The 17,097-nt window shown below is 39.1% G+C and carries 14 protein-coding genes; 9 read left to right on the top strand and 5 right to left on the bottom strand.

Annotation, left to right across the window (positions count from 1 at the left end; all coding sequences use genetic code 11):
• Positions 1-4: 4 nt before the first annotated feature.
• A complete protein-coding gene (locus ED622_RS08820) occupies positions 5-574 on the bottom strand; it encodes a PilZ domain-containing protein (RefSeq protein ID WP_122033528.1) in 570 nt (189 codons plus the stop codon).
• Between the two features lie 171 nt (positions 575-745).
• Between ED622_RS08820 and lolC the strand changes: the two genes are divergently transcribed.
• The 9 genes from lolC to gnd all read left to right on the top strand — a co-directional run bounded on the left by lolC (position 746) and on the right by gnd (position 11,654).
• Complete coding sequence (lolC, locus tag ED622_RS08825) at positions 746-1,954, top strand: lipoprotein-releasing ABC transporter permease subunit LolC (protein WP_122033529.1); 1,209 nt, start codon at positions 746-748, stop codon at positions 1,952-1,954.
• On the top strand, positions 1,947-2,663 hold the full coding sequence (gene lolD / locus ED622_RS08830) for a lipoprotein-releasing ABC transporter ATP-binding protein LolD (RefSeq protein ID WP_122033530.1): 717 nt from the start codon (positions 1,947-1,949) through the stop codon (positions 2,661-2,663). Before lolC ends, lolD begins: the two co-directional genes overlap by 8 nt.
• Positions 2,663-3,907 carry a lipoprotein-releasing ABC transporter permease subunit LolE gene (lolE, locus tag ED622_RS08835; protein ID WP_122033531.1) on the top strand — a complete coding sequence of 415 codons (1,245 nt, stop codon included), beginning with the start codon at positions 2,663-2,665 and terminating at the stop codon, positions 3,905-3,907. The genes lolD and lolE overlap by 1 nt, the downstream gene beginning before the upstream one ends.
• 161 nt (positions 3,908-4,068) lie before the next feature.
• Positions 4,069-5,427, top strand: coding sequence for a GGDEF domain-containing protein (locus ED622_RS08840; protein ID WP_122033532.1), 1,359 nt, complete (start codon positions 4,069-4,071; stop codon positions 5,425-5,427).
• Positions 5,420-6,733: a glycosyltransferase gene (locus ED622_RS08845; protein ID WP_122033533.1), complete on the top strand. Its 1,314-nt coding sequence runs from the start codon at positions 5,420-5,422 to the stop codon at positions 6,731-6,733. Before ED622_RS08840 ends, ED622_RS08845 begins: the two co-directional genes overlap by 8 nt.
• Positions 6,734-6,738: 5 nt before the next feature.
• Positions 6,739-7,785 carry an HlyD family secretion protein gene (locus ED622_RS08850; RefSeq protein WP_122033534.1) on the top strand — a complete coding sequence of 349 codons (1,047 nt, stop codon included), beginning with the start codon at positions 6,739-6,741 and terminating at the stop codon, positions 7,783-7,785.
• Between the two features lie 176 nt (positions 7,786-7,961).
• Entirely contained in the window at positions 7,962-9,464 is a 1,503-nt protein-coding gene (zwf, locus tag ED622_RS08855) for a glucose-6-phosphate dehydrogenase (protein WP_122033535.1), read from the top strand.
• Positions 9,461-10,177, top strand: a complete 717-nt coding sequence (gene pgl, locus ED622_RS08860) for a 6-phosphogluconolactonase (protein WP_045103843.1) — start codon at positions 9,461-9,463, stop codon at positions 10,175-10,177. Before zwf ends, pgl begins: the two co-directional genes overlap by 4 nt.
• Positions 10,178-10,205: 28 nt before the next feature.
• Positions 10,206-11,654: a decarboxylating NADP(+)-dependent phosphogluconate dehydrogenase gene (gene gnd, locus ED622_RS08865; protein WP_122033536.1), complete on the top strand. Its 1,449-nt coding sequence runs from the start codon at positions 10,206-10,208 to the stop codon at positions 11,652-11,654.
• A gap of 105 nt (positions 11,655-11,759) precedes the next feature.
• Here the strand turns inward: gnd and ED622_RS08870 are convergent, their stop codons facing one another.
• The 4 genes from ED622_RS08870 to ED622_RS08885 form a co-directional block, all read right to left on the bottom strand.
• Entirely contained in the window at positions 11,760-12,425 is a 666-nt protein-coding gene (locus tag ED622_RS08870; RefSeq protein WP_122033537.1) for a DedA family protein, read from the bottom strand.
• A gap of 197 nt (positions 12,426-12,622) precedes the next feature.
• Positions 12,623-13,846 carry a sodium/glutamate symporter gene (gene gltS / locus ED622_RS08875; RefSeq protein ID WP_122033538.1) on the bottom strand — a complete coding sequence of 408 codons (1,224 nt, stop codon included), beginning with the start codon at positions 13,844-13,846 and terminating at the stop codon, positions 12,623-12,625.
• A gap of 222 nt (positions 13,847-14,068) precedes the next feature.
• Positions 14,069-15,148 (bottom strand): rod shape-determining protein RodA, encoded by a 1,080-nt coding sequence (gene rodA, locus ED622_RS08880; protein ID WP_122033539.1) that lies wholly within the window; start codon positions 15,146-15,148, stop codon positions 14,069-14,071.
• Positions 15,149-15,387: 239 nt separating this feature from the next.
• Entirely contained in the window at positions 15,388-17,097 is a 1,710-nt protein-coding gene (locus tag ED622_RS08885) for an RluA family pseudouridine synthase (protein ID WP_122033540.1), read from the bottom strand.

The raw sequence follows: 17,097 nt of genomic DNA on the forward strand, positions 1-17,097 counted from the left end.
ATTATTAGGTTAAGTTGCGTTCTTGAGCACGAAGTTTAAGCACTTTTTGTTGTTGAAACAGAGCGGCTTTGATCAGTAAGTCTTGATCGATATCACGAAGAAGCTCATAAGCCATTTCAATACTATAGCCTGTTTCAGTTTCGGTGCATTGAGTCACCGTAGCATAGCAGTAAATCGCTGATGGCGGATGCTCAAGAAAGAGTTTTACTTTGGCTTTTTGAGTTAAATTGAGTGCTGTCTTACTTTCAAAAGTAAATTTACTCGCACCAAAGCTCGACGTTTTATAGCGATAAGCTTCATCATCTTGTTGAATTAACAAATATGACAGCAGTAGATTGAGTTTTTGATTCTGATTTTTTAAATAGTTAGCAAGACGTTTACCATCATCTAACTTCAAGAAAGAAAGCTCGTTCTCAGAGAGGTCATCAATAGAACTGCACTCTTGAGCAACTCGAAATGGGGCTGGGATCTCACGTTCAAACGTTTCCATGTTTGGTAGTGCAGCATCGTTCGACAGAGGTTCAACATTGATGGTTAAATCGTAGTGAACCGAAAAGTATTCATTATGTGACATAAACGTCCCTCTATTATTATTTCTTGATTATGGCGAAGTCACTGGATATCAGCAAGTGTTTAATCGGTAACAATGATGAACAAAAGAGCAAAAAAAGGAATAAATACCAGTATTTTACGTGATAGACTGTATTCATTATTATAGCTTCAAAAAGCATGATTGAGAGAATTTATGTTTCATCCAGTATCAGTATTTATAGGGTTACGATATTTAAGAGGACGCTCTGGCGATAGATTCAGTCGTTTTATCTCTTACATGTCTACTGCGGGGATCACTATTGGGGTACTGTCCTTAGTGACGGTATTGTCTGTGATGAATGGGTTTGAAGCCCAATTAAAAGATAGGATCCTTGGTGTACTACCTCAAGCGGTAGTATCGACTATCGAAGGTCAGTTAACCCCTTTAGAAGACGATCGTAATTACGTAGCAAGTTTGCCTCATGTTACTCAAGTCACGCCTGTGGTTCGTGGTGAAGCGATTATTCAAAGCGCAAAAGGGTTGAGCGCGGGTATGCTTGTTGGTATTGATCCTAATGAATATGACCCTATTGCTTATGAATTAATTTCAGGCAATGTGCGTCAACTTAAAGCCGGAGAATACGGTATTTTCCTTGGTTCAAAATTAGCGCGAGAGTTAAGCGTTCGTTACGGTGACACCGTACGTATTATGGTAACGAATGCAAGCCAATACACTCCACTAGGGCGTATTCCAAGTCAACGTAACTTTAAAGTTGTCGGTGTATTTAATACGGGATCTGATGTTGATGGCCAATTAATGGTTGCGAACATTCAAGATACCGCTCGTTTGATGAAATTGAAAAAAGGTAATATTACAGGATGGCGCTTATTCTTTGAAGACCCATTTCAAGTGACAGAGTTAGCTAAATTACCGTTAGAAAAAAATATGACGTGGAGTGATTGGCGCGATCAACGCGGAGAGTTATTCCAAGCAGTAAAAATGGAAAAAAACATGATGGGCTTAATGCTTGGTCTTATTGTCGCAATTGCAGCGTTTAATATCATATCTGCACTTATTATGGTGGTAATGGAAAAACAAGCCGAAGTCGCGATACTAAAAACACAGGGTATGACGAGTAACCAAGTGCTTTCTATCTTTATGGTTCAAGGGGCGAGCAGCGGTGTGATTGGTGCCATTGTTGGTGGCACGTTAGGTGCATTATTTGCCAGTAATATTAATGTTATTCTTTCTACACTTGGATTGTCGTTATTTACTGTTGGTGGATCTTTGCCAGCACAGGTTGAACCATTACAAGTGTGCGTAGTCATTATTCTAGCAATTTTATTAAGTTTATTAGCGACCGTATTCCCATCTTATCGAGCGGCAGTCGTACAACCAGCAGAGGCATTAAGATATGAGTAATCCATTATTAGTTTGTCAGGGTATTCGTAAGGTTTACCAAGAAGGCACAATGGAAACTGAAGTGCTAAAAGGGGTTGATTTTCAAATTAATGAAAGTGAATTGGTGGCGATAGTAGGTTCATCTGGCTCTGGTAAAAGTACATTATTGCACATCCTTGGCGCACTTGATGAGCCAACAGCAGGAACGGTACATTTTCAACAAAATGAATTGACGAAGTTGAGTGCGAATAAGCAAGCAAAAATTCGTAATCAACATATTGGATTTGTGTATCAATTTCATCACCTTCTGTCTGATTTTAGCGCGTTAGAAAATGTAGCAATGCCGTTGTTAATTGGTGGTGTTCATAAGAAAGAAGCCGCAAAACGTGCCACAGAATTACTTGAGAAAGTAGGTTTAGCTCATCGTATTGAACATCGTCCTTCTGAGCTGTCAGGTGGCGAGCGTCAACGGGTAGCGATTGCTCGTGCGTTAGTTAACAAGCCTGCTTTAGTGCTTGCTGACGAACCAACAGGTAACTTGGATCATAAAACAGCATTGGATATTTACAATTTAATGCGCGAATTGAATCAAGAATCAGGTACTGCATTCTTAGTCGTTACACACGATACTGAATTAGCAGCGAAACTGGATAAGCAACTAAGCATGCAAGATGGCCGCTTTATTACTGAAACAGTTCGTTCTACATTAAGTCAAGAGCAGGAGGCGTAATGTTTTCACCGCTTTCTCTTTTTATTGGTGGTCGTTTTGCGCGAGCTAAACAGCGTAACAAGATGGTGTCGTTTATTTCGATTTCATCCACGCTTGGTATTGCTATTGGTGTTGCAGTGATCATTATAGGTCTCTCTGCAATGAATGGTTTTGAGCGTGAATTACAAAATCGAGTGCTTTCGGTAATTCCACATGCTGAGCTTGAAGGGGTTAAAAACCCAGTATCTGATTGGCAAACCATGATGATCCAAGCTAAGAAGCACCCAAAGGTAATAGGTGCAGCTCCTTATGTACGATTTACCGCCTTACTTGAAAGAGGAAGTAAATTAAAAGCGGTTGAAGTTCGAGGTGTTGAACCTATATTAGAAGGAGCGGTTTCTAAGTTACCTGAGTATATTGATAACGAGGCATGGAAATCGTTTGAAGCGAACAAGCAAAGCGTTATTTTAGGCAAGGGCGTTGCGGATACATTAAATGTAAAAGTTGGAGATTGGATCACGGCGATGATCCCTGATGAAAATGCAAGTAAACAACTTCGTTCTCCAAAGCGTCAACGTTTGCAAGTGGTTGGACTATTGTCTTTAGGTGGGCAAGTTGACCATGGTTTAGCGATTGTTCCTCTAAAAGATGCGCAGCAGTATATTAATCTAAGTGACAGTGTCACGGGCGTGTCATTACAAGTCAGTAGTGTTTTAGATGCCCAAAATATTGTCCGCGAAGTAGGGGGAACATTAACCGAGTATGTTTATTTACGCAGTTGGGTTCAGAAATATGGTTACTTATACCGAGACATTCAATTAGTTCGTTCAATCATGTACCTTGTTATGGTTCTCGTTATTGGGGTTGCTTGCTTTAATATCGTATCAACTCTGATGATGGCCGTGAAAGATCGCTCTGGTGACATTGCTATTTTAAGAACCATGGGTGCAAATGACGGTTTAATTAAACGTATCTTTGTATGCCAAGGGATATTCTCAGGTGTGACAGGCAGTTTAGCAGGCTCTGCATTAGGTTCGTTTGTTGCGTTAAATTTAACACCTATGATTAAAGGGTTAGAGTCACTGATTGGTCATCAGTTTTTATCGGGTGATATTTATTTTGTTGATTTCTTACCCTCAGAGCTAGTTTGGAGTGATGTCGCTATTGTGACAGCGACGGCGATATTTTTAAGTGCCATCGCGACTTGGTATCCTGCAAGAAAGGCAAGCCAGTTACATCCTGCAGCGGTGTTGAGCTCTAAATAACCCCCACAGATAGATAGTTATATTCATCAGGCCCCTAACTAATTAGGGGCCTTTTTTATGTAAAGTAAAAATACCGACTATAATATATAAAACGTGAGTGTTTTATTGATATTAATAGATTGGGATAAAAAGAATGAACCCTTGTCTTTAGAGGTAATGCTATGAATACAAATATTAATAGTAGAGTTCATGGTTATATTATTGGTGATGATATCCCAATAGATAATAAAGAAGGTCAGTTTATTCATGTTAATGATTATGAAGAATTAACATTATCAGAACCATTGATTTGTATATTATCTCTTTCGCCAGTAGCGCAAAATAAAGCCTTATTGCATTTACATAGTAAGCAGTCTATTTGGAACTGCCAAGTCTACGTTCTGCAAGAGAGTACATTAAGCCCATATTTATCAGATGGAATTTTAGAACCTAATAAGGTTGTCGATAAGTGGGAAATACATCAGGAAAAATTAGCCTTAATAAAAGAAGAACCACTTGATAAATTACTTGCATGGCTGTGGCTAGGATCTCAACGACGATTGGCACCACTTTGTCAGAGTGAAAGACAAGATCTTTATTATTATCCGTTAATGCAATGCTATTCAGGAGAAGACAATAGCCCTTATACATATTTTCAGTTAGAGGAAAAACGAGGGTATTTAGAGCGAGAAAAGACGATAGATAAAGTGAGGTTATGCTCCTATTGTCATAGTGGGCATTTAAACTATATTGAAACCTGTCCTGATTGCAAAAGCACTAATATTGAAGAGATGGTCTCTTTGCACTGTTTTACTTGTGGGCATATCGCTGAAGAGAGTCAATTTACCCAACAAGATAAACTCGCTTGTCCGAATTGTTTAACTCAATTGCGTCATATTGGCGTTGATTATGATCGACCTTTAGAGCGATATAAATGTGAAGAATGCAAGTTGCTATTTTCTGAATCAGTCGTACGTGCTCGCTGTTTATCTTGTTCTTTGGTTAATGAGACTAATGAATTAATCGCTCGAAAAATTAATCAATTTCGAGTAGGAGAACAAGTTAAAAGCTTAATGATGTATGGCCGAAGACCGTTAGATCAAGAGCTAAAATTAAATGGGCTTATAGATCAGAAATCGTTTCATAACTTATTAAGTTGGGTAAATAAGCTTGCGATAAGGCATCAACAGAGCCATTTATTGTTAGGAGTAAAGCTATCAGGCATTGAGGAATATTCTCAACAGTTTGGTGAAATAAAACGGCTGCAATTGATTGAAGGAATATCGAATCATTTTAATCGACTACTGCGCGATACTGATATTTGTTGTCATTATAGTTCTGAAATAATGTTGCTATTGATGCCAATGACTCCAATTGATTCTTACTCCATTATAGAAAGCAAAATTGAAAAAATAGCCAATGATATAGAGTCAGAATTGATAGTACTGAATGTGTATTTATGGCAATTGCCTAGTACCTCATTAAGCGATAATGCACCTTCTTGGTTAGCTCAGTTAATTAAGGGTAATTCGCATGAATGAATTTCAATATATTTTACATACGCTTACCGGAACGTTAGGGACTTATTTTGAATTAATTCTTACTTTTCTTCCTATCATGTTAGCTATTGAAGTCCCCTTGTTGCTTTTTGTATTTATTGGGGTGTTATTTTGGTCAAGAGAAGCAAGTAATACCTATTTAAGTTCAACACCATCAATGAGTTTTATTATTACCTGCTATGGAGAAGGTGATGAGATTACTAAGACGATTGATACCTTAGTTGAGCAAAGATATTCGGGTTTGATTGAAATTCTGATTGTGATTGATGGTGCAGAGCAGAATTTATTAACTTATCGTGCTGCTATTAAAGGACAGAAACGTCATCACTTAAGAAAAGATAGAGCGATAAAAGTATTACCAAAATGGCAGCGTGGAGGAAGAGTATCTACATTGAACGCAGGTCTATCTGAAGCTAAGTACGATCTGGTTGTTAATGTAGATGGTGATACCTCTTTTGATAATAATATGGCGTGTCAATTAGCCATGTCATTTTCTGATCCTAATGTCGTCGCTTGTGGTGGGGCGTTAAGAGTTCGAAATAGACAAGATAGTTTTTGGACAAGAATGCAGTCACTTGAGTACATGATGTCGATGCAAACAAGTAAAACAGGGATGGCAACGTGGGGCCTGCTTAATAATATATCAGGCGCATTTGGGGCATTCAAAAAACCAATACTAAAACAAATAGGTGGATGGGATACGCATACCGCTGAAGATCTCGACCTTACTTTTCGCCTAAAGCAATATAAAAAACGCTATCCTGATATGCGACTTAATTTTTCTCCACAAGCAATTGGTCATACTGATGTCCCTTCAACGCTACACTCTTTACTGTTACAAAGATTACGTTGGGATGGTGATTTGTTATTTCTGTACTTACGTAAGCATCGAAGAGGGTTAGATCCTAATTTATTAGGGTGGGGCAGCTTCTTATATATTTTAGTTTATGGGGTACTTCAAACTGTGTTGTTACCTCTAATCATGACACTTTTTAATGTCTATCTTTTTTTATTTTATCCGACAACAGTCGTACTCGCGGTATTAAGTTGTTTGTATGTCATTTATTTTTTGTTCATTTCACTTACCTTTATTGTCTATTTAGCATTAATTTCAGAAAGAGTAAAAGAAGATAGAGAGATGGTGCTTTGGCTATTTATCTATCCATTCTATGCATTGTTTATGAGAGTCGTTACCGCCTTTGCGATGATTAATGAAGTGGTTAGGAGGGGCCATGAAGAGTCAAGTATGGCTCCATGGTGGGTACTTAAACGAGGTAAAAGGTTTTAACGATTATGAAAGTTAAATTTCACTTAGAGAAAAGCCAAAAACCGACGACTGAACATGGTATGAAGGTAGTATATGGTACCGCTAAGCGAGGGGGGTATCGCTTTCGCTGGTATTTGATTTTAGCGATTATATTAAGCCCTATTTTTCTTATAATTTACACTTATGCTAAACAATATCTATTCATTACTGCTCCTGGAGTGATAACTACGGGTCCAGTAGTCATTACTGCGTCTCAAAATGGAATAGTTAAAAAGATAGCCGTAGATGAAAATGAATTTGTACTTGAGGAGCAATTGCTTATACAACTTAAAGCTCCCGTTTTAGAGAAAGAAGTTGCTTTTGTTAAAGAGGAATTATTACGTTTAAATGAGGCGAAAGAAGGAAAGGATGAAGAGGATTTATCACCTTACTACGCAGCAATTACGGCAGCTAAGCATAACTTACGAAAAGTCACTAAAATTAAATTGAACTATGACCAATATGCTCAGGAAGGAAAGGTGTCACAAGTAGACTATGCGGCTATTATTGGGATTTATAATACCTCACAGAGCTCATTAACAAGTGCTTACATTGCTTTAAATCAAGCCCAAATTGCTCAAAAACAAAGAGAGCTAGCTGGTGGTATTGCTCAAGTCACAAGAACGTTAAACCAAAGTCTAACAACAAAAATGAACCAATTAGAAGCATTAGCAATTAAGGCTCCTTACATGGGGCTCGTTATTGATATTAATGCACTTGAAGGGCAGCGAGTGAGTATCGGAGACCCGCTTGTAACGATTTCTCCTGATGTCGCCCCATTTGTGATCAGTTATTTAGAGCCTAAGCATATAGACAAAGCTAAATTAGGAACCTTAGTGAGTGTTGTGCTTCCTAGTGGACAGAAAGTGAAAGCAAGGGTAGCGCAATCAATAGGGTTAACGTCTAAGTTACCTGCACAATTAGCCAAACCTTTTGAAGGGGCGAAAGCATTACTAAAGGTGAAAATTACCTTTTTGGGTGGGCTACTAGAGAGCGAATGGGTAGAAGGGATGCCAGTAGAGATTTATTTTTAATTTAGAATAAAAAACCGATAGATTATATAAATTAGGAGGTTTATACCCTTTTACTTTGTGTGGTTACTCTATTGTTAGGTTTTACCTATTGATATAATAATTAAAATTGATTAGAAATTCGAAAAGATTTTCTCTATTATACGCGCATACTTTACTGTGTATCGGATAGAGAAATAATGACAATTTCGGACAACAATACCATCGTAATTTTTGGAGCTTCGGGAGATCTTACTTTCCGCAAGCTTATTCCTGCTTTGTATCATCTGTACGCGAGTAATCAACTTTCAGAATCTTTTTCAATCTTAGGCGTGAGCCGCTCTCAATATGACGATGAGTCGTATCGTGAAAAGATGAAAAAATCACTGCAAGAGATGGAAAAAACAGATCCAGAAACGCTTATTGCATTTTGTGAGCATTTACATTATCAAGCGGTAAATACCTCAGATGTTGATGATTACAGTAAACTGGCTGTTAAGTTAGACTTATTGGCTGACAAATACCAACTTGAGCAACAGAATACGCTTTTCTATCTAGCAACTCCGCCAAGCCTTTACGGTGTTATTCCAGCTTGCTTAGCGACTCATGGTCTTAACGATGAATCTAATGGCTGGAAGCGTCTGATTATTGAAAAACCATTCGGATATGATCTTGAATCAGCACAAAGCCTTGATAAAGAAATTCATAACCATTTCCAAGAACATCAAATTTACCGCATTGACCATTACCTAGGTAAAGAAACCGTTCAAAACCTACTTGTTCTTCGTTTTTCAAATGCGATGTTTGAACCGTTATGGAACCGTAATTTTATTGATTATGTTGAAATCACTGGTGCAGAATTCCTTGGTGTTGAAGAACGTGGTGGCTATTATGATGGCTCTGGGGCCGTTCGTGATATGTTCCAGAACCATTTACTACAAGTATTAGCAATGGTAGGCATGGAACCACCGGCTCAAATTAACGCCGATTCGATTCGTGATGAAGTGGTTAAAGTTCTTCAATGTCTTAAACCGCTTGAAGAAGATGATTTGCGTAAAAACCTTGTGTTAGGTCAATACACTGCATCTGATGTACGTGGCCAACAGTTAGCGGGTTATCGTGAAGAACATGGTGTTGCCGATGATTCTCGAACAGAAACTTACATCGGTTTAAAAGCTTATATCAATAACTGGCGTTGGAATGGTGTTCCTTTCTATGTTCGTACTGGTAAGCGTTTACCGACCCGAGTAACAGAGATTGTTATTCACTTTAAACAAACCCCACATCCAGTCTTTGGTCAGAATGCGCCTGAGAATAAGTTGATTATCCGTATTCAACCAGATGAAGGTATTCAGATGAGCTTTGGCTTAAAAGAGCCTGGCGCTGGTTTTAAGGCAAAAGAAGTTAAGATGAACTTCTCATATGCTGACTTGCAAGAAACTCAAATGCTTACTGCGTATGAACGTCTATTGCTAGATGCACTGAATGGTGACGCAACGTTATTTGCTCGTACTGATGCAGTGGAAGCGTGTTGGAAATATGTTCAACCGATTTTAGATTTTAAACAAGATCCTCAATCTTTGTTTGGATATGCCTGTGGTACTTGGGGACCACAAGAAGCGGATGAGCTTTTACAAAGAGATGATCGTGCATGGCGTTTCCCATGCAAAAATTTAACAGATACGGATTACTGCGAATTATGATCAATCACAAAATTTTTGCTACACCTGAGCTAGTTGTTGAAAATTTAGCAAATGAAATGAAAGCGTATAGTGAGCAGGGTAAAGCTGTTCATATTTCACTTTCTGGCGGAAGTACGCCTAAAATGCTGTTCAAATTGTTAGCACAAGCACCATATGCAGAAGGCATTCAATGGAATAACCTACACTTTTGGTGGGGTGATGAGCGTTGTGTTGCCCCTGATGATGCTGAGAGTAATTTTGGTGAAGCTAATACATTACTTTTCACTAAAGTAAATTTACCAGCAGAAAATATTCACCGTATTCGTGGTGAAGATGAACCAGCGGTAGAAGCGGAACGTTTTGCTAAAGAAATGGCAGACGTGATCCCATCTGAAAATGGCACGCCAGTTTTTGATTGGATTTTATTAGGTGTTGGCGCTGATGGCCACACTGCTTCATTGTTCCCTGGTGTGACTAATTACCAAGATGAGAACTTGTCTGTACTGGCTTCTCATCCTGAGTCTGGTCAAATCCGTGTTTCTAAAACGGCAAAAGTTTTAGAAGCCGCAAAGCGAATCAGCTACCTAGTACTAGGTTCTGGCAAAGTTGAGATCGTTAAAGAAATTCATACGACACCTGCTTCAGAGTTGCCTTATCCGGCAGCAAAAATCCAGTCTACAACTGGTGAAACAGAGTGGTTCCTCGATTCAAATGCAGCAAGCGCTATCGCATAATCGTGAATAGCCGCAAGGAGAGAAAATAATGAAAGGTGATATCGGTGTAATCGGCCTAGCAGTAATGGGTCAAAACCTTATCTTAAACATGAACGACCACGGCTTTAAAGTTGTCGCTCATAACCGTACTGCTGCAAAAGTAGACGAGTTTCTAGAAGGTCCAGCTAAAGGAACTAACATTGTTGGTGCTTACTCTCTAGAAGAGCTAGTTGAGAAACTAGAAGCGCCACGTAAAGTAATGCTAATGGTACGTGCTGGTGATGTTGTTGATACGTTCATCGACAAGCTTGTACCACTTCTAGACAAAGGTGACATCATCATTGATGGTGGTAACACTAACTTCCCAGATACTAACCGTCGTGTAGCTGCTCTTCGTGAGAAAGGCATTCACTTTATCGGTACGGGTGTTTCTGGTGGTGAAGAAGGTGCTCGTTTCGGTCCTTCTATCATGCCTGGTGGTTCTCCAGAAGCTTGGGAAGCGGTTAAGCCTATCTTCCAAGGTATCTCTGCGAAAACTGATGCAGGTGAGCCTTGTTGTGATTGGGTTGGTAACGACGGTGCTGGTCACTTCGTTAAGATGGTTCACAATGGCATCGAATACGGTGACATGCAGCTTATCACTGAAGCATACCAGTTCATGAAAGATGGTCTTGGTATGAATTCTGACGAAATGCAGGCTGTATTTGCAGATTGGAATAAAACTGAGCTAGACAGCTACCTAGTAGAAATCACCGCTGACATCCTTGGTTACAAAGATGAAGATGGTGAAGCTCTAGTTGAAAAGATCCTAGACACAGCAGGCCAAAAAGGTACTGGTAAGTGGACTGGTATCAACGCGCTAGATATGGGTATCCCACTAACGCTAATCACTGAATCTGTATTCTCTCGTTGCCTATCTGCTCTTAAAGATCAACGTGTTGAAGCTGAAGTATTATTCGGTAAGACCATCGCTCCAATTGAAGGCGATAAGCAAGAGTGGGTTGATGCAGTTCGTCAAGCACTACTAGCATCTAAGATCATCTCTTACGCTCAAGGTTTCATGCTAATGCGCGAAGCGTCGAACGAAAATGGTTGGGATCTTAACTACGGTAACGTAGCTCTAATGTGGCGTGGTGGTTGTATCATCCGTTCTGCATTCCTAGGTAACATTCGTGATGCTTATGAAGCAAACCCAGAGATCGCATTCTTAGGTTCAGATGCTTACTTTAAAGGCATCCTAGACAACTGTATGGGTGCATGGCGTAAAGTAGCAGCTAAGTCTATGGAATCTGGCATCCCAATGCCATGTATGACTTCTGCACTTACGTTCCTAGATGGCTACACAACAGCGCGTCTTCCTGCGAACCTTTTACAAGCTCAACGTGATTACTTTGGTGCTCACACTTATGAGCGTACTGACCGTCCACGTGGTGAATTCTTCCACACAAACTGGACTGGTACAGGCGGTAATACAGCATCAACAACTTACGACGTGTAATATACGTAAAGTAGTTATTGAAATCTGATAAAAAGCCCTTAGCTAATAATAAGTTAAGGGCTTTTTTGTATCTGTCGATCTGTGTTTTTTCTAAGTGGAAACAATTTAAATAATGCGTTTGCGTCGATATCTTTTGACACAGTAACCGCTAACAAAGCTACCTACTGCAATTGCTAAAGTAATTACAGGAGCTGCCATTAAGGCCATCGTTATGTACTTAGACAATTTTTCTGGTAAAAATGAAAGAGAGTAACCAAAACCAGTTAACAACAAAATCCAAATAACGGCACTCATCCATGCGAAATAATGGAAGCGAGATGCTTTCTGCATTCTTAATCCCATCATTAACGGCAGAAGAGGGCGTACAACAGGAATAAAACGAGCCACAAATAAAGCAATCAGCCCGTGTTTAGCTAATAAAGAATCTACGGTTTGTAAGCGATGAGCAGGAACCGCATTGATCCATTTTTGAATCATTGGAAATTTATGCAGCCAACGGCCTTGAATAAATGCAAGCTGACTACCAATAGCTGCCGCCATAATTAATCCAGCGACAATCACAGGATAGCTAATGACATTTGCCGCCGCTAGTGAACCCGCAAGGATAACAACACTGTCACAAGGAAGGGGAGCCGCAGGAATGAAAGCACTTTCTAACCAAATAAATAAAATCAAACAAAAGTAAATCATCGTCATACTTGCTGGATTTTGTAGTACGGTGAAATCTTGTTGCCAAAGAGCCGTTAAAATCGAAACAAATGAGTCAAACATCGCCATTCTCCAGACGAAAAATAAGTCGTAAACTAATTAGGTAGGTACTTCGAGATTAAGTTAACTTATTGATAAAGTCACTAAAAATATACACTGTCATAAAAAGTTCATAATTGAATTGCAGATAAAAAAAAGACCGAATATTTGTCACTCGATCTTTTTCTATTTTAACCGTTAAATCAGTTAGATACGTTGATCTAACCAATAAAACTAATATAAGCCTGAAGAATAATGAGGTTGGTTATATCGATAAAGAATGCACCAACAATTGGCACCACCATAAATGCTTGTGGAGAAGGTCCAAAACGAGAAACGAGAGAGCCCATATTCATTACTGCTGTCGGCGTAGCCCCTAATCCAAAGCCACAATGACCACCTACCATTACTGCAGCATCATAGTTAGATCCCATTGCTCGGAAAGTCACAAAGTATGAGAATAACCCCAGAACAATAGTTTGAACGGTTAAGATAATTAAGAAGGGTATGGCTAAGTCAAAGATATTCCAAAGTTTTAAGCTCATTAATGCCATGGCTAAAAATAGTGAAAGAGAAACCGTTCCTAAAATGTCGACAGTTTCAGTATCGATCTTACGTACTTTTGTGATTTCACAAATATTAGTAATGAATACACCGACAAATAGGGCATAAACAAAATCAGGGATTTTTAGCCAAGCAACACCGAAACTGTTTACAAATTGACTTAAATATTTAGAGCCAACCACACAAATAAGCAAGATAAACAGCATTTCGATCACTTTTTTAGCCGTGACTTTATCTTCTTCATGCTCATTATAAGTGACAAGCTCGGGGAATCGCTCGTGAGTATTAACCCCAACACCATATTCAGATTCAAGGTTATGTTTTTTAATTAACCGCTGTGCAATAGGGCTACCAATAATGCCACCCATGATTAAGCCAAAAGTAGCAGAAGCCATTGCCAACTCAAGAGTGTTGATTTGGTAGTTCTCAGCAAAGGTTTGCGACCAAGCTGCTCCTGTTCCGTGACCACCAGACAAGGTAATTGAACCGGCAATTAATCCCATTAACGGATCTAATCCCATTGCGCTAGCAAGTCCAACACCGACCGCGTTCTGGATGATGATATAGAACGAAGCAACGGCTAAGAAAAGGAATACTTTGGTACCGCCTTTTAGTAATTGTGTGTAATTAGCGGCAAGGCCAACCGTACTAAAAAACATTAGCATGAATGTATTTTGTAAAGGCAGTGAAAACTCAAGACTGATGCCTTGAAAGTGTAAAAGTGTAATGGCAAAAGCCACAATTAATCCACCAACAATAGGCTCGGGGATATTATATCGTTTAAAAAGGTCAATTTTTGAGTTAATGAAATGACCAAGAAACAGCACGGCAATAGCAATTAGAAACGATTCTAAAGCACCGATAGATAGAGTATTTGTCATAAAAGCTCGAAGTTAAAATTATCAAACCAATAGGTATGATGCTAATCCAAGTAAGTCTTTGATATCTTACTAAGATGAGCATTGTTAGGAAGATCGAGATTATGCTAAGTTATTAAAAATGTCACTATAAATATTCACTGTCATAAAAAGTTCATATTAGAAATGAGGCATAACAAATACAATCTCAATACCCCTGCTGTATACTTTGTAATTTACTGATTATTAAGGTTTATATGCTTTATTTAGACAAAGGGACATAATGATACCAAAACAGATCCCTTGGGTAATCATGGCTGTACCACCATAACTAAAAAAGGGTAATGGACTGCCCATTACTGGTAATAGCCCTGTTACCATTCCTATATTGATAAAAGCATACAGAAAGAAACTAAGAGCAAACGTAGTACTGACTAAGCGATTAAATGAAGATTCACATTGGTAAGCAAGCCAAATTACTCGACCTGTAATAAACAGATATAATCCAAGTAAGATTAGACAACCTAAAAAGCCCCATTCTTCAGCATAAGTTGAAAAAATAAAGTCAGTATGACTTTCAGGAATAAACCCTAACTGTCCTTGTGTTGCGTTCGTCCAGCCTTTACCACGCATTCCACCGGAACCAACCGCTATTAATGATTGAATAATTTGGTATCCAGCGCCAAGGGGATCTGACTCGGGATCAAGAAACTGAGTCACACGCTTTTTTTGATAAGCGGCCATCACAAAGATCCATAGCATTGGAACGATAACGGCAATCCCTCCAAGAAAAGAGCCAATAATCTTCCAGCTCATCCCTGCAAAATAGAGGACAAACAGAGCATAAATAATCGTAAATATGGCACCATCAAGATCAGGTTGGATAAATATCAAACCGGCAGGAATGGCGGTGACAAGTAAGCAGATGATGATTTTTTTCATATCAGGACGGCCTGCTTCTGCGACCAGTATCCATGCAACCATTAGAGGGATGGCAACTTTAACCAGTTCTGAAGGTTGGAATCGAATCGGCCCAATAGCCAACCAGCGTTGAGAGCCATTAGTACTGTCACCCGCAACGATAACGCCAAGCAATAGAATAACGGCTAAACCAAATAAATAAGGGGTTATTCGCTCATAGGTTCGTGGTGAAATAGCAGACATCACTACAATACAGCCAATAGCAATAAAAGCACGAATAAGGTGTCGCTCTAACATGGGTTCACTAAAACCACTGGCACTCCAGACTGTGAGTGAGCCAAGTAAAATGAGTAATGAAATCGCAATCAGTAGTGGGTAGTCAATTCGAGGTGCGTACTTAAACATAGTTAATCATTCATTATAAAACAGATAGACAAGCGAGAGCTCATAGCATTGAGCGATAAATTGGGTAGAGAAAAGTGCTTGATTAAGGGCTTTTTATAATCGGGCAATGTGACCGAGTGATTTATAAGATGACGAAAAGTAACTCTTTTACAAAAAAAAGCAATCTTTACTTGATGAATAAGATAAAAAACTGGCACGACTCAGTGCCAGTTTACTAGTTGGAGCTATTTAGAAGGCGATTAAAATTCAGCTTCGACTTCAAATTCTATCTCATTACCAGTGATAGGGTGACGCAACTTTAAATATCCTGCGTGTAAATGCAGTCTATCCGCTTTAAAGCCATATATATCATCGCCCACAATCGGGGTGTTTAATCCTGCTTGATGTGAACAATGTACTCGCAGTTGGTGAGTGCGTCCCGTTTTAGGGTATAGGTGAACTTTAGTGCGATTATTTTCACGCTCAATAACTTGGTAAGATGTTTCTGCACTTCTACCGTCACTATGGCAAACCATTTGACGAGGTCTATCTTCCAGATCCCCGCGTAATGGTAGCGTAATTAAACCACTATCATTGCTGATATTACCTTCAAGTAGAGCGGTATAGCGTTTTTCTACTGTGCGCTCAATAAACTGCTTTTGTACCTGTTTATTGGTTTCTGGCGTTAACGTTAATACGAGTAAGCCAGAGGTCGACATATCTAAGCGATGAACAATTAAAGGCCCGGTTGCGGTAGGGTAGCGCGCTTGAATTCGAGTATAGACAGAATCAGTAATAAACTTACCGGGAACCGATAAAAACTCAACAGGCTTATTAACAACGACCATGACATCATCTTCATAAACGATCTCTAACTCTTTTCCATAAGAAGGAGTTTGTTCTAATGGGCTATCATCAACATCAATACCATCAAGCATGTGTTCGATGATTTCAAAACATTTACTTTGACATACTGGATAGCGGTTTTTATGTTGGCGAACTTGCTCATACGGTGCTGAACCCCACCAAAATTCACCTAATGTTATTGGTGTATAGCCTAATGTAAAAGCCGCTTGCAGTAGCTTAGGTAAGTTTTGCTCACTTGAATAAGGGATTGGTTCTTGAGTATGTTTAGTTGAATTATTTTGTTCAAATAGCTCAAACAGACTCTTTGATACACCAGATTGATTAAGAAATAGAGTCGCTTTTAATGCATCATTTTTTACTTTTTGTTGTAATTTATCATGCTGGTGTTTAACTAAGTTAAGCGCTTCAAGGTATTCATTGTGCTGCGTGGTTAACTCAGTAATAGTCTGCTGCCATTGCTGTTTTAACTGCTTTAAATCTCGTTTTTCACGACTGCTTTGATTTCCAAGCTCACTAATTAAGGCGCTTAATTCATCTGGAGATAGTGGTGATTCAGAGTCTGATTCAGCATGAGAACGACGCAGCTTTCGTTCTTTTTTTGCTGTTGCCACTTCTTGCTGAAACGCTGAAACTTCTTGTTCTGATTGAGCTGTACTTGCGGCTAGGCTCTCTTTTAATGCGACAAAATCAGGCGCGTTTTCTAATCGGATAACCTCTGCTTCAAGGGTTTTGAATTCGTCTTCTTGATTAGAAAATAGATTATCGCGTGCTTGGTTATTAAAAATGGCATTAACAAAAAAATCAGGCGCTTGACTGAGGCTCCCTTCACTGTCTAAAAGCGTGCCAGCAAAAGAGGAGAGATAACCAAGCTCGCCTTGTTGATTTTTGACGACAAGAACGGCAAACATTTTACCTTGAGTGCTAAAGTCATGCTGCCATGTTTTCTGATTATCTAAATAGTGCTGCAGCTCTTCCATTGCAAGTGACGCCAATGGATGTGGAACGTAGAAATAAGGAAAGGTAAAACGATCAGGCAGGGCAATAGTATCGATCTGACCAGAAAATCGTGTAAATTTTGAAGATGCTATGTTGTGTTGTTGCAT

Origin of the sequence: Aliivibrio sp. EL58, assembly GCF_900312675.1 — a bacterium.
GTDB lineage: Bacteria > Pseudomonadota > Gammaproteobacteria > Enterobacterales > Vibrionaceae > Aliivibrio.

What these genes read in the sequence shown, in the direction of transcription:
- ED622_RS08820 (WP_122033528.1), bottom strand. Translation starts at nt 574, where the DNA reads ATGTCACATAATGAATACTTTTCGGTTCACTACGATTTAACCATCAAT.
- ED622_RS08845 (WP_122033533.1), top strand. Translation starts at nt 5,420, where the DNA reads ATGAATGAATTTCAATATATTTTACATACGCTTACCGGAACGTTAGGG.
- rodA (WP_122033539.1), bottom strand. Translation starts at nt 15,148, where the DNA reads ATGTTTAAGTACGCACCTCGAATTGACTACCCACTACTGATTGCGATT.
- ED622_RS08885 (WP_122033540.1), bottom strand. Translation starts at nt 17,097, where the DNA reads ATGCAACAACACAACATAGCATCTTCAAAATTTACACGATTTTCTGGT.
- pgl (WP_045103843.1), top strand. Translation starts at nt 9,461, where the DNA reads ATGATCAATCACAAAATTTTTGCTACACCTGAGCTAGTTGTTGAAAAT.
- lolC (WP_122033529.1), top strand. Translation starts at nt 746, where the DNA reads ATGTTTCATCCAGTATCAGTATTTATAGGGTTACGATATTTAAGAGGA.
- lolE (WP_122033531.1), top strand. Translation starts at nt 2,663, where the DNA reads ATGTTTTCACCGCTTTCTCTTTTTATTGGTGGTCGTTTTGCGCGAGCT.
- ED622_RS08870 (WP_122033537.1), bottom strand. Translation starts at nt 12,425, where the DNA reads ATGTTTGACTCATTTGTTTCGATTTTAACGGCTCTTTGGCAACAAGAT.
- ED622_RS08840 (WP_122033532.1), top strand. Translation starts at nt 4,069, where the DNA reads ATGAATACAAATATTAATAGTAGAGTTCATGGTTATATTATTGGTGAT.
- lolD (WP_122033530.1), top strand. Translation starts at nt 1,947, where the DNA reads ATGAGTAATCCATTATTAGTTTGTCAGGGTATTCGTAAGGTTTACCAA.
- ED622_RS08850 (WP_122033534.1), top strand. Translation starts at nt 6,739, where the DNA reads ATGAAAGTTAAATTTCACTTAGAGAAAAGCCAAAAACCGACGACTGAA.
- gltS (WP_122033538.1), bottom strand. Translation starts at nt 13,846, where the DNA reads ATGACAAATACTCTATCTATCGGTGCTTTAGAATCGTTTCTAATTGCT.
- zwf (WP_122033535.1), top strand. Translation starts at nt 7,962, where the DNA reads ATGACAATTTCGGACAACAATACCATCGTAATTTTTGGAGCTTCGGGA.
- gnd (WP_122033536.1), top strand. Translation starts at nt 10,206, where the DNA reads ATGAAAGGTGATATCGGTGTAATCGGCCTAGCAGTAATGGGTCAAAAC.